The sequence below is a fragment of the Leeuwenhoekiella sp. NPDC079379 genome (genome assembly GCF_044542075.1).
Classification (GTDB): domain Bacteria; phylum Bacteroidota; class Bacteroidia; order Flavobacteriales; family Flavobacteriaceae; genus Leeuwenhoekiella.
In genome coordinates this window covers 195814-208068 of record NZ_JBITTU010000001.1, presented here as the reverse complement: position 1 = coordinate 208068, position 12255 = coordinate 195814, and the positions used below count along the sequence as shown (strand labels likewise).

At 36.7% G+C, this 12255-nt stretch carries 14 protein-coding genes; 11 read left to right on the top strand and 3 right to left on the bottom strand.

What is annotated here, in order from left to right; genetic code table 11:
• Positions 1-10 precede the first annotated feature (10 nt).
• The 11 genes from ACIGAM_RS00845 (at position 11) to ACIGAM_RS00795 (ending at position 10216) form a co-directional block, all read left to right on the top strand.
• A complete protein-coding gene (locus tag ACIGAM_RS00845; RefSeq protein ID WP_396509587.1) occupies positions 11-433 on the top strand; it encodes an OsmC family protein in 423 nt (140 codons plus the stop codon).
• Positions 434-654: 221 nt separating this feature from the next.
• Positions 655-1821 carry a trans-sulfuration enzyme family protein gene (locus ACIGAM_RS00840; RefSeq protein ID WP_396509586.1) on the top strand — a complete coding sequence of 389 codons (1167 nt, stop codon included), beginning with the start codon at positions 655-657 and terminating at the stop codon, positions 1819-1821.
• Positions 1822-1850: 29 nt separating this feature from the next.
• On the top strand, positions 1851-2264 hold the full coding sequence (locus ACIGAM_RS00835) for an RrF2 family transcriptional regulator (protein ID WP_396509585.1): 414 nt from the start codon (positions 1851-1853) through the stop codon (positions 2262-2264).
• 162 nt (positions 2265-2426) lie between these two features.
• Positions 2427-2699 carry a DUF2061 domain-containing protein gene (locus ACIGAM_RS00830; RefSeq protein WP_396509584.1) on the top strand — a complete coding sequence of 91 codons (273 nt, stop codon included), beginning with the start codon at positions 2427-2429 and terminating at the stop codon, positions 2697-2699.
• Entirely contained in the window at positions 2699-3322 is a 624-nt protein-coding gene (locus ACIGAM_RS00825; RefSeq protein WP_396509583.1) for a phosphoadenosine phosphosulfate reductase family protein, read from the top strand. Before ACIGAM_RS00830 ends, ACIGAM_RS00825 begins: the two co-directional genes overlap by 1 nt.
• A 12-nt stretch (positions 3323-3334) precedes the next feature.
• Entirely contained in the window at positions 3335-4234 is a 900-nt protein-coding gene (gene cysD, locus ACIGAM_RS00820) for a sulfate adenylyltransferase subunit CysD (RefSeq protein WP_028376636.1), read from the top strand.
• A gap of 102 nt (positions 4235-4336) precedes the next feature.
• Entirely contained in the window at positions 4337-5581 is a 1245-nt protein-coding gene (locus tag ACIGAM_RS00815; protein WP_396509582.1) for a sulfate adenylyltransferase subunit 1, read from the top strand.
• A gap of 102 nt (positions 5582-5683) precedes the next feature.
• Entirely contained in the window at positions 5684-7780 is a 2097-nt protein-coding gene (locus tag ACIGAM_RS00810) for a nitrite reductase (RefSeq protein WP_396509581.1), read from the top strand.
• Positions 7770-8534 carry a uroporphyrinogen-III C-methyltransferase gene (gene cobA / locus ACIGAM_RS00805; RefSeq protein WP_396509580.1) on the top strand — a complete coding sequence of 255 codons (765 nt, stop codon included), beginning with the start codon at positions 7770-7772 and terminating at the stop codon, positions 8532-8534. The genes ACIGAM_RS00810 and cobA overlap by 11 nt, the downstream gene beginning before the upstream one ends.
• Positions 8524-9117 (top strand): bifunctional precorrin-2 dehydrogenase/sirohydrochlorin ferrochelatase, encoded by a 594-nt coding sequence (locus ACIGAM_RS00800; protein ID WP_396509579.1) that lies wholly within the window; start codon positions 8524-8526, stop codon positions 9115-9117. The genes cobA and ACIGAM_RS00800 overlap by 11 nt, the downstream gene beginning before the upstream one ends.
• Positions 9118-9163: 46 nt before the next feature.
• Positions 9164-10216: an NAD(P)/FAD-dependent oxidoreductase gene (locus ACIGAM_RS00795; protein WP_396509578.1), complete on the top strand. Its 1053-nt coding sequence runs from the start codon at positions 9164-9166 to the stop codon at positions 10214-10216.
• Here ACIGAM_RS00795 and ACIGAM_RS00790 read toward each other — a convergent pair.
• The 3 genes from ACIGAM_RS00790 to ACIGAM_RS00780 are packed head-to-tail and all read right to left on the bottom strand — an operon-like array spanning position 10213 to position 12048.
• Positions 10213-10593 carry a response regulator gene (locus tag ACIGAM_RS00790; RefSeq protein WP_396509577.1) on the bottom strand — a complete coding sequence of 127 codons (381 nt, stop codon included), beginning with the start codon at positions 10591-10593 and terminating at the stop codon, positions 10213-10215. The genes ACIGAM_RS00795 and ACIGAM_RS00790 overlap by 4 nt on opposite strands.
• Entirely contained in the window at positions 10590-11450 is an 861-nt protein-coding gene (locus ACIGAM_RS00785; protein WP_396509576.1) for a hypothetical protein, read from the bottom strand. Before ACIGAM_RS00785 ends, ACIGAM_RS00790 begins: the two co-directional genes overlap by 4 nt.
• A gap of 10 nt (positions 11451-11460) precedes the next feature.
• A complete protein-coding gene (locus ACIGAM_RS00780; RefSeq protein ID WP_396509575.1) occupies positions 11461-12048 on the bottom strand; it encodes a carboxymuconolactone decarboxylase family protein in 588 nt (195 codons plus the stop codon).
• Between the last annotated feature and the right edge of the window lie 207 nt (positions 12049-12255).

The window sequence follows — 12255 nt, the reverse complement described above, 5'->3', positions numbered from 1 at the left end:
ATAATACAAAATGAAAGTTACACTTGAACGTAAAAACACCGATTACCTGTTTGAAGCAAAAGGAGCTTCAGGCAATTCGGTGATGATAGATAATAAAACCGGAGATGTGGTTCAGGGTAGTAGTCCTATGGAATTACTCCTTATGGGTGTAGGTGGCTGTAGTGCTATTGATATCATTTCAATCTTAAAAAAGCAAAAGCTAGAGGTAGATTCATATCACGTGGAAGTAGAAGGTGATCGCAAAGAAGTAGGAGGTGCCAAACCTTTTGAAGCGATGCGTGTACACGTGTATTTAGAAGGAGACATTCCGCCGGAAAAAGCCTTGCGCGCCGCAAAATTAAGTTTTGAGAAATACTGTTCGGTGTCGATTACTTTGCAAGCGGGTGTTGATATTGCTTATAAGGTGTTTTTAAACGGAAAAGAAGTCGAGTAGATTTAATATCTAAGACTTAAGATTTTAGATAAAAGAATACAGAAAATAGAAAAGAAAGGGTCTAAAAATGAAGTATAAGAGGCGATTAACGATATTGCGATTAAACGTTCTAACCTTTTAAAGACCACAAGAAAAAACGAAACAGGATTTTAGACATCTGATTAGATCATCAAAACGAGTATCTCAAATCTAATGTCTATTATCTAACATCTAATAAAGTAATGAGCAAGCATTTTGAAACTGAAGCGATACGCACCCAATTAAACCGAAGTGAATTCTTAGAGCATTCTGTGCCTTTATACCTGACTTCGAGTTTTGTTTTTGAGGATGCAGAAGATATGCGCGCTTCGTTTACCGAAGAGAAAGAACGTAATATTTACAGCCGTTTTACAAACCCAAACACCAGTGAGTTTGTAGATAAAATTTGCAAGCTGGAGGGAGCCGAATCTGGTTATGCTTTTGCAACAGGTATGGCAGCGGTGTTTTCTACATTTGCAGCACTTTTAGATAGTGGTGATCATATTGTTTCGGCACGCTCAGTTTTTGGATCAACACATACACTCTTTACAAAATACCTCCCAAAGTGGAATATTGAAACCTCCTATTTTAGAGTAGATGAAGTAGATAAAGCAGAACGTCTCATCAAGCCTGAAACTAAAATTCTTTACGTAGAATCTCCTACAAATCCCGGTTGTGATGTATTGGATCTTCAGTATTTAGGGGACTTAGCAAAAAAGCATAATCTTATTTTTGTAGTTGATAATTGCTTTGCAACACCGTATTTACAACAGCCAATTAAATTTGGAGCAGATTTGGTAATTCATTCTGCGACAAAAATGATTGATGGTCAGGGTCGTGTTTTAGGCGGCGTGACTGTAGGTCGTTCAGATTTAGTACGTGAGATTTATTTATTTGCCCGTAATACCGGGCCGGCATTGTCACCATTTAATGCCTGGGTTCTTTCAAAAAGTTTAGAAACACTTCACGTGCGTGCAGATCGTCATTGCGAAAACGCACTTAAAGTCGCTGAATTTTTAGAAGGTCACAATAAAGTGAATATGGTGAAATATCCTTTTTTGAAATCACACCCTCAGTACGAAGTAGCTAAGAAACAAATGCGTTTAGGAGGCAATATTGTTGCCTTTGAAGTAAAGGGAGGCATTGATGCCGGTCGTAATTTTTTAAATGCGATTAAAATGTGTTCGCTTTCAGCAAATCTGGGAGATACCCGCACAATTGTTACACACCCCGCTTCTACAACCCACAGTAAACTGGCTGAAGAAGACCGTCTTGAAGTAGGTATTACAGATGGTTTAGTACGTTGTTCAGTAGGTCTTGAGCACGTAGAAGATATTATTGCAGATCTGGATCAAGCTTTAAAGGCATAGAATAATAACTTTTTGCATACTTTTAGGCTGTGTTATCAAAAAAAACAAAGTACGGTTTAAAGGCGCTAGCCTTTGTGGCAAAGCATAAAGGTGAAGATCCTGTGCAGATAGGAGCCATAGCTAAGAGTGAAAATATCTCTCAAAAATTTCTAGAAAGCATTATGCTTACCTTGCGTAAAGCCGGTTTTTTGGGAAGCAAGAAAGGAAAAGGTGGTGGCTATTATCTACGCAGACAACCGGCAGACATTAAAATGGTTGAGGTGATGCGTATTCTTGAAGGTCCCGTTTCTATGGTGCCTTGTGTTAGTTTAAATTTCTACGAAAAATGTGATGATTGCCCTGATGAGACCGCATGTTCGGTACACAGTTTAATGGTGCAGTTGCGAGACAGCAATCTAGCTGTGCTCAATAATAACACATTAGCAGATCTAATAAAGGAATAGTTGCAGAATTCTTGTTTTATAGCTTAAATGCTGAAAATCACTTAAAAGTTTCAAAAAAATATCTAAAATGTTTGGTCACAAAGTACACGAGGTATACTTTTGCCTTATAATCCTACTAAATCGATAGGATTAAAGTAAAATACAGAATTTAGTAGTTGAGATATGATTTTAGATCACGTATATAGCGAAACCCGCACAGACAAGCCACAGAAGGCTACGTTTAAAAAGGATGCCACTTCAGAGAAACCATTGCGAAGCGTTGTTAAATCTATTAGCTGGAGATTAGTAGGTACTATTGATACTATATTAATTTCCTGGTTTGTTACAGGTACGCTAGCATTAGCTTTTTCAATAGGAGCTATTGAGCTAGTCACTAAAATGGTATTATACTTTTTTCACGAGCGTCTTTGGAACACTATAAACTGGGGAAAATAATGAGTTATTCAACTGAAGAATTACAGCAATTAAATGCTGATTTGAGAGCTAAATCACCTTTAGAAATCGCAGATTGGGCTGTTGAGAATGCAAACAATCCTGTGGTTACAACTAATTTTAGACCCTATGAAGCTGCAATATTATATGCGGCCAGTAAGGCTCAAAAAGATATTCCGGTAGTGTGGTGTGATACGGGTTATAATACACCTAATACCTATAGACACGCTGAAGAGGTTATTAAGCTTCTCGAGTTAAACGTTGACTTATATGTCCCAAAACAAACAACTTCACATCGAGATGTTGTAATGGGTATTCCGCAAATAGACGATCCATTACATAAGGTGTTTACAGAGCAGGTAAAGCTTGAGCCATTTAAAAGAGCCATGGCAAATCATAAACCAGATGTGTGGTTTACAAATCTTAGAAAGGGGCAAACGGCACATCGTGACAACTTAGATATATTGAGCCTGGGAGCAGATGGTGTATTAAAAGTGAGTCCGTTTTATTACTATAGCGACGAAGAATTAGATACTTTTTTGACAGAACATAACCTGCCAAACGAACATAAATATTTTGATCCAACAAAAGTTTTGGAGAATCGGGAGTGTGGCTTACACGCCTAAAACAAGCATACAATGAGTAAGATTTTAAAAACAAATGCATTAGAAAGCGAAGCTATTTACATCTTTAGAGAAGTAGTTGCTCAGTTTGAAAATCCGGTATTGTTATTTTCAGGAGGAAAGGACAGTATTACCTTAGTGCGTTTAGCGCAAAAAGCATTTTATCCAGGTAAAATTCCGTTTCCACTTTTGCACGTTGATACCGGTCATAACTTCCCTGAAACTATAGAATTTAGAGATCGACTAGTAGAAGAATTAGGGTTGAATTTGATTGTGCGCAACGTACAGGATGCGATTGATGCAGGTAAAGTAACTGAAGAAACCGGTAAATATTCAAGCCGAAATATGCTTCAGACCACGACACTTTTAGATGCAATTGAAGAATTTAAGTTTGATGCTTGTATAGGTGGCGCACGTCGTGACGAAGAAAAAGCACGAGCTAAAGAACGAATTTTTTCGGTACGAGATGATTTTGGACAATGGGATGAGAAAAATCAGCGTCCAGAGTTATTCGATCTTTTAAACGGAAAGATTGAAATCGGTCAAAACGTACGTGTTTTTCCTATTTCAAACTGGACTGAACTTGATGTATGGAGTTATATAGAGCAGGAGCAAATTGAAATTCCATCTATATATTTTTCCCATAAGCGTAAAACATTTGTGCGTGACGGGCTAATCTGGAGTGCGTCAAAATATGTATATCGTGAGGAAGATGAAGAAGTTTTAGAGCGTATTGTACGTTTTAGAACGGTAGGCGATATGACGTGTACGGCAGCTGTAGAATCTGAAGCAGACACAATAGAACGCATTGTAAGTGAAATTAAAGTTTCTACTATTTCAGAACGAGGAGCACGTATAGATGATAAGCGCTCTGAAGCAGCAATGGAAAAGCGCAAGCAACAAGGGTATTTTTAGTCTTATTAGACAAGAGAATATTCAATAAGCTTAAAGAAAACGAATACGAATTAAAAATACCCACAAAACTCTTTCTCATAAAGAGGGACGGGAAATATAAAAATGGAAGTTCTAAAAATAGCAACAGCAGGTAGTGTAGATGATGGTAAAAGTACCTTGATAGGGCGCTTGCTTTACGATACAAAGTCGCTAACAGACGATAAACTTGAGGCCATTGAGCGCAACAGTAAGAAAAAAGGATACGATTATCTTGATTTTTCGTTAGCTACAGATGGTTTAGTAGCAGAACGTGAACAAGGAATTACCATTGACGTGGCTCACATTTATTTTTCTACAAAAAAGAAAAGTTACATCATTGCAGACACACCGGGTCACGTAGAATATACGCGTAATATGGTTACCGGTGCTTCACAGGCGCAGGCTTCAATCATATTAATAGATGCTCGTAAAGGCGTGATCGAACAAACGTACCGCCATTTTTTTATCAATAATTTGCTGCGTGTAAAACATGTGATTGTTGCTGTAAATAAAATGGATCTAGTTGATTATGATCAGCAGGTTTTTGAGAATATTAAAGCAGATTTTGAGAAGCTTAATGCTCAAAGCAGTTATGACGATCAGCAGATAACTTTTATTCCTATAAGTGCGTTAAAAGGGGATAATGTTGCAAAGAAAACAAATGTTATGTCCTGGTATGATGGGGTGAGTGTTCTAGATTATCTTGAAGAACTACAGCCAGAGCAAGACGAATTAACAGCTGCTCGTTTTCCTGTACAAACGGTAATACGACCTAAGAAAGATGAATTTCACGATTACCGCGGTTATGCCGGTAAAATTTATGGAAGCAGTCTCAAAGTAGGAGATGCTGTAACGGTTTTACCTTCATTAACATCTTCTAAAATTAAAACTATAGAATTTTTTAATGAGCAGTATGATGAGGCTATTGCAGGAAGTTCGGTTTCTATTACGTTAGAAGATGATATTAATGTGACCCGAGGTGATGTTTTAGTGAAGTCTGATGAGGTGCCACAATCTTCTAAGACATTAAAAGCAGCAGTTTGTTGGATGGATGGGAAAGCATTAGTTCCCGGTGCAAAATATGAGATACAGCATAACTCGAACCGAATTCTAGCCAAGATAGATAGTATAGAAAGTATTATTGCTACTGATTATTCTGGAGAAGATACTTCTAAAAATCAACTCACGCTAAACGAGATAGGTAAGGTTAACTTTAAATTGAGTAAGAATTTATTTTTTGACAATTACGCCGATAATAAAGCAGGGGGTTCTTTTATCTTAATTGATACACAGAGCAACACAACTGCTGGAGTTGGTTTTATAGGTTAACAATCGCAGATTTAAGGATGATAATTTTAAGCATCCTTTTTTGCTAAAATCCTATTTCACCCATAGGATTAAAATGAATTATAAAAATATAATACAAAAGCTATGCAAAGCTTCAGAACAGAAATAGAAAACCCGGTTGTAGAAAAAGACATCATAGAACTTGAGCGTAAAATCAAGCTTTTTAAAGATGGAAAGATAGATGAAGAGCGTTTTAGAAGTCTTAGACTTGCAAGAGGTGTTTACGGTCAGCGTCAGGAAGGAGTGCAGATGATTCGTATAAAATTACCCTATGGTAAAGTTACTAGTGATCAGCTTTTGCGTATTTCTGATGTTTCTGATGAGTATTCTAGAGGAAAACTACATATAACCACACGCCAGGATATTCAGATTCACTATGTGAGTTTAGATCGTACTCCAGAATTGTGGGCAGAACTTGAGAAAAGTGATGTTACGCTTCGTGAAGCTTGTGGTAATACCGTACGTAATGTAACTGCAAGTCCTGATGCAGGGATAAACCCAGATGAAGCATTTGATACAACACCTTATGCTCACGCGACTTTTCAGTATTTTCTGCGGAATCCTATTTCTCAGGAAATGGGCAGAAAATTTAAAATGTCGTTTTCTTCTACAGACGATGATTCTGCTTTGGCATTTATTCATGATTTAGGTTTTATACCCAAGATTAAAGATGGTGCACGTGGTTTTAAAGTGATGTTGGGTGGTGGTTTAGGATCACAACCGCGTCACGCAGATACCTTACATGAGTTTTTACCGGTGAACCAACTAATCCCTTTAATTGAAGGTGTGTTACGTGTTTTTGACCGTCACGGTGAGCGTGCACGTCGTCTTAAGGCACGTATGAAATTCCTTATAAAAGATCTGGGAGTAGATGGTTTTATGGCCTTAGTGGAAGAAGAGCAGAAAGCACTTGCTTATAAAACTTTTGAGATTGATACTGCAGAATTTGAAAAAGAAATTACAGCTCCTTTAACGGAAGCACCACAGGTAACAATTGAAGACCTTAAAGCTTATGAAGCCTGGAAAGCTACCAATGTGTTTAAGCAAAAACAAAACGGATTAGTAGCTATAGGGATCAAAGTTAAATTAGGTGATTTTTCTACTGAAAAGGCACGTGCTTTAGCAGGATTAATTAAAAAATATGCAGGCGATGAGTTGCGATTCACCCTGCGTCAAAATATCTTATTAAGAAATATACCGGAAGGGGCAATTCCTTTTTTCTACTCACAACTAGCCAATCTTGGTTTTGCTCGTCCGGGATATGAAACTACGGCAGACATTACTGCATGTCCCGGTACAGACACTTGTAATTTAGGGATTGCAAGTAGTACCGGTATTGCAGATAAATTAGAAGATGTTCTTATTGCAGAATATCCTGAATATTTAAACAATAAAGAAATCACGATTAAGATTAGTGGTTGTATGAATGCCTGTGGGCAACATAATATGGCGCACATTGGTTTTCAGGGGATGTCTGTGCGTACTCCAGATAAATTGGTGGCTCCGGCACTTCAGGTTTTATTAGGTGGTGGTGTACTTGGTGATGGTCAGGGTCGTTTTGCAGATAAAGTCATAAAAATTCCTAGTAAACGAGGACCTCAGGCGCTACGTGCAATTCTTGATGATTATAAGGAGAATGCTGGTGATTTAGATTTTCTAAGTTATTATGATGAGAAAGGGCAGCGTTATTTTTATGATTTCTTAAAACCGTTTTCAGATACAGACAACCTGGTTGCATCAGACTTTATAGACTGGGGTAATGATGAAAAATATATTCAGGAAGTTGGAGTAGGTGAGTGTGCTGGTGTAGTAATTGATCTAGTACAAACACTACTTTTAGAAGCTAAAGATAAGCTGGGAAGTGCGATAGAATCTTTTGAAGAAAAACGCTGGGCAGATAGCGTATATCATACGTATGCAAGTCTGGTTAATGGAGCTAAAGCGATTTTACTTTCAGAAAATGTAAAGACAAATACACAGGCAAATATAATTGCTGAGTTTGATGAGACATTTAAGGAAGACGCTACACTTTCCATAGATAAAACCTTTGCAGAATTAGTTTATCAAATACAGAATAACGAGCCAACTAAAGACTTTGCTGAATCGTATCTTTCTGATGCAAATGCATTCTTTAGCAGAGCAGATGTTTACCGAAAAAATCAACTAGCTCATGCCAATTAACAATCCAAAACTTACCGTAGTAGGAGCCGGGCCTGGAGATGTTGCATTATTTACGTTGAAAGGGGTGAAAGCCTTGCAAAGCGCAGATGTTGTTCTATACGATGCGCTTGTAAACCCATCACTTCTTGAATATGCCCAAAATGCCGAACTTATATTTGTTGGGAAACGCAAAGGATGTTACGCATACCAGCAGGATCAGATTAATGATTTAATTATTTCACGGGCAAGAAGTCACGGCCACGTGGTACGCTTAAAGGGTGGCGATCCCTTTATTTTTGGACGAGGTGCAGAAGAGATGGAAATCGCTGCAGCTGCCGGAATTGAGGTAGCAATGGTACCGGGTATATCTTCGTCTCTTGCGGTACCGGCATATCAAAATATACCTTTAACTAAACGAGGAAGTTCTGAAAGTTTTTGGGTTATTACAGGTACAACTAAAGATCATAAACTTTCTGAAGATGTAAAACTTGCAGCACAATCCTCTGCTACAGTTGTAATCCTTATGGGAATGAGTAAGCTAGGAGAGATTACAAATTTATTTCGCAAAAGCGGAAAAAATGAAACTCCTGTTGCGATTATTCAAAATGGGACAACTGCAGAAGAACGTATAGGTGTGGGCACTATTGACACCATAGAATCTGTAGTGCAAGAGTTAAAACTTACTAACCCATCAATTATTGTGATAGGCGAAGTGGTAAGACATCGTGCACAATTGCTAAATTTGCAGTTAGAATATACAGCGTATGATAATTGATCCTCAAGAGAATAATAACCTTTACCCGGTTTTTCTAAAAGTACGTAACTTGCAAATACTCATTGTAGGTGGAGGCAATGTAGCATTAGAAAAATTAACGTTTCTCACAAAATCAAGTCCAGATGCTGTAGTTGAGATGGTCTCTCCTTTTTTCAGACCTGAAACCTTAGCTTTAGCAAGTACGTTTAATGTAAAAATCACTAAAAAGAGATTTACGCGTTCTATGCTTAAAAAGCGTCACGTTGTTATTGCTACAACAGACAGCCCAGCTGTAAATAAACGAATTTATAGAGCTGCAAGAAAGCGTTTTCTACTCTGTAATATTGCAGATGTACCAGAGCTTTGTGACTTTTATATGGGTGGTATTGTAACAAAAGGTAATGTAAAAATTGCAATCTCGACTAACGGAAAGTCACCTACCACAGCAAAACGTCTTAGACAGTTTTTTGAGGATGTTATACCTGAGAATATTGACGATATGGTTAAAAATATCAACGAATATAGAAAAACCATTAAAGGCGATTTTGAAGAAAAGGTAGAAACGCTTAATGAATTTACAAAAGGATTGATATCCAAAAATTAAAGATAAAGTTGAATGATGAGCTTTAAGAGCTCAAAGAATTAAGAAGATGATAAAGACAGATATACTTATAATTGGAGCAGGACCTACAGGATTATTTACCGTTTTTGAAGCCGGTTTATTAAAGCTTAAGTGCCATATAATTGATGCACTTGCGCAACCTGGCGGGCAATTGTCAGAAATTTATCCTAAAAAACCTATTTATGACATTCCAGGTTTTCCTGAAGTGATGGCAGGTAAATTAATTGATAATTTAATCGAGCAGGGAAAACAGTTTCAACCCGGGTTCACATTAGGTGAGCGTGCAGAAACTATAGATAAGCAAGAAGACGGTAGCTTTATTGTGACTACAAACAAGGGCACACAACACCATACTAAGGTGGTTGCAATTGCAGGTGGTTTGGGTAGTTTTGAACCGCGTAAGCCGCTTATACCTAATATTCACGAGTTTGAAGATAAGGGAGTTGCTTATATGATAAAAGACCCTGAAGTATATCGTGATAAAAAAGTAGTTATCGCCGGTGGTGGCGATTCTGCATTAGACTGGAGTATTTATTTGGCAGATATCGCTAAAGAAGTAACTCTTATACACCGTCGTAATGAGTTTAGGGGAGCCTTAGATTCTGTTGAGAAAGTAAGAGAATTAAAATTAATAGGTAAAATTAATCTAATCACTCCGGGTGAAGTTGTAGGTCTTGCAGGTGTTGATAAACTTGACCGTGTAGTTGTAGAAACTCCAGAAGGTGAAGTAACTCTTGAGGCAGATGCTTTTATACCATTATTCGGTCTTTCTCCAAAATTAGGACCTATAGGGGATTGGGGGTTAGAGATAGAGAAAAATGCGATTAAAGTAAATAATGCATTAGACTACCAGACTAATATACCTGGTGTTTTTGCTATAGGTGATGTTAATACATACCCTGGCAAATTAAAGTTGATACTTTGTGGTTTTCACGAGGCTACCATGATGTGTCAGGCTGCTTATCAAATCATAAATCCAGGTAAGCGCTATGTTATGAAATATACTACTGTAAGTGGTATAGATGGTTTTGATGGCACGCGTAAAGAAGCAGAGAAAGCTGTTGTACAGGCTATTGACTAAGAAGTTAAATACAATTTAGATTTAAGGCTCAGCATTATATCTTTGGTCAATGGCTTTATTAGAAAGTCAATTACCTGAGTATAGTTCTGAGCCTTCTCTCTGTCTATTTCACTTGTGCTCGAGGTTAGAATTACAACCTTGGTAAGATTTTTTGCTTCGGTTAAACTATCAAGAAATTTCCAGCCATTAACGACGGGCATATTAAGATCAAGAAAAATGACATCTGGCTTTTGAAATTCTACTTCAGCTAAAGCTATTTCGGGTAATGTGTAATCAATAACTTCTGTTGCCAGTTCTGTAACTGCAATTAGTTTTTTATTAATGAAATTAGCCATTTTTTGATCATCTACGAGCATTATTTTTAAGCGGTTACTCATAGTTGATCATTATAATTATAGGAATATTTTTTTATTTCTTCCTCACTCTTAATTACGACACTTTTGAAAATAGAATCTAGTTCATGAGAAGATTCTGCTAGTTTAGGTAAAATTTCATTGCGTAATTCGGTATCTGTATAATAGTCAGATATTTCTAGCAAGCCCAAAATGCGACATAAAGGCTCTCTGAGCTCGTGGGCATTCAATCTTAAAAGCTCAAGAATTTTTTTATTTTTAATACGAAGCTCTCGGGTACGAGAATCTATTATACTTTGCTGGTTACTATTAATTTTTTCTATTTCTTGATTCTTAAGTGCAATCTGTGCTACTGCATCTTCTAATCGTTGGTTTTTAAGGTTAATTTCTTGATTTAGACAAATCTGTCTATATTTTGAAGTAAGTGTATCTACTAAAAGATGCAAGATTTCTACATCACTATAGCTAAATTGAGCATTATCATCAGAGACTAATGACACACAAACTTCATAGTCTGAGTAAGGTAAGTACCAGCCCCAGAGTTGTCCATTATTAAGTGTAATATGATCTAGATATTTTGGTAATTCAGCTTGCTTAAGAGTTTTTGAAAATGGAATTTGATCCTTAAGTAATTTTTTTTCATAGTTTAAAACGTCTTCATTATTTTTTGAGGTCCAGGTTTGACCCTTAGCAAAGGTGTAGCCGTTAACATTGCTCTTGTCAATTAAAAGAATTCTAAAAATCTTAAAATTGAAAAGATACTTTAAATGTTTACTAACAACATTGCTTAGGCTTTCAAGGTTTTCAACCTTACTTAAACCACCAGAAAATTTAGAAAATGCCTCATAGGTAATACGGTACTTTGCGGCGGCTAGATTCAATTATTTAATTTTATGCTTGAGCTTCCATAAGCTCATTATCAATTTTGATTCCCGCTACATCAGCTAAGGTATTTAGCATATTTACTAGATCTGCCTGAGCCATAAGTTCCTGTATTTCTGCGTCATCAAAGCCTGCCTCGCGAAGTTTTTGAAAATCAGAATCTATAATCATATCGTGGTTGAGTGCTGCTTTAGTTACTATTTTAATAGCAGTACGGTAACTCTCAGGAATCAAAGGACTTTCAAGGTCATTTGTAACTCTAAAGTTTTCATTCTCACTTATCATAGCACTCATACTATCGGCAAAAATTCCGTGAGCTTGTGCACAGTATTCACAGTTACGCTCTTTTGAAACGTTGTATATAATGAGCTGTTTTAAAACATTAGGAATATCACCCTGCATAAGCGTAGATTTTAATTTAGCCCAATTACCCTTTAAAAGAATAGGGTTTGATCCCTGGCATTTAAACCAGTTTAGTACGAAAGGAATTTGAAGTGTTTTCTTAGTGTCATCATAGATGACTTTAACTTCATCAGAAGCTTCTTCATAAGAAACAACTTTAAAACGAGGATGTGATTGTGTAGTGTTGCTAATCATAGGTTTAAATTTGGTTTTGTTAAGGTAACAAGTTTGGGTATACAAACTTAGTTTAAAAATTAATTTATACAACATTGTAAATCAGAGTTTTGACTTTTTGAGTGTCTTTTTTAAGACTTTTAAGCGGATAATTGATTCATTTAAGCGTGTTTAAAAGTTGTTTCATTTTGATAATTAATTAATATTATTCCTTCAAAATTTGTGTAT

Bases quoted from the DNA above. Each gene is read 5' to 3' on its own strand.
- ACIGAM_RS00830 (WP_396509584.1), top strand. From the start codon at position 2,427: ATGATTTTAGATCACGTATATAGCGAAACCCGCACAGACAAGCCACAG.
- cobA (WP_396509580.1), top strand. From the start codon at position 7,770: ATGCCAATTAACAATCCAAAACTTACCGTAGTAGGAGCCGGGCCTGGA.
- ACIGAM_RS00845 (WP_396509587.1), top strand. From the start codon at position 11: ATGAAAGTTACACTTGAACGTAAAAACACCGATTACCTGTTTGAAGCA.
- ACIGAM_RS00840 (WP_396509586.1), top strand. From the start codon at position 655: ATGAGCAAGCATTTTGAAACTGAAGCGATACGCACCCAATTAAACCGA.
- ACIGAM_RS00790 (WP_396509577.1), bottom strand. From the start codon at position 10,593: ATGAGTAACCGCTTAAAAATAATGCTCGTAGATGATCAAAAAATGGCT.
- ACIGAM_RS00800 (WP_396509579.1), top strand. From the start codon at position 8,524: ATGATAATTGATCCTCAAGAGAATAATAACCTTTACCCGGTTTTTCTA.
- cysD (WP_028376636.1), top strand. From the start codon at position 3,335: ATGAGTAAGATTTTAAAAACAAATGCATTAGAAAGCGAAGCTATTTAC.
- ACIGAM_RS00825 (WP_396509583.1), top strand. From the start codon at position 2,699: ATGAGTTATTCAACTGAAGAATTACAGCAATTAAATGCTGATTTGAGA.
- ACIGAM_RS00810 (WP_396509581.1), top strand. From the start codon at position 5,684: ATGCAAAGCTTCAGAACAGAAATAGAAAACCCGGTTGTAGAAAAAGAC.
- ACIGAM_RS00780 (WP_396509575.1), bottom strand. From the start codon at position 12,048: ATGATTAGCAACACTACACAATCACATCCTCGTTTTAAAGTTGTTTCT.
- ACIGAM_RS00815 (WP_396509582.1), top strand. From the start codon at position 4,337: ATGGAAGTTCTAAAAATAGCAACAGCAGGTAGTGTAGATGATGGTAAA.
- ACIGAM_RS00795 (WP_396509578.1), top strand. From the start codon at position 9,164: ATGATAAAGACAGATATACTTATAATTGGAGCAGGACCTACAGGATTA.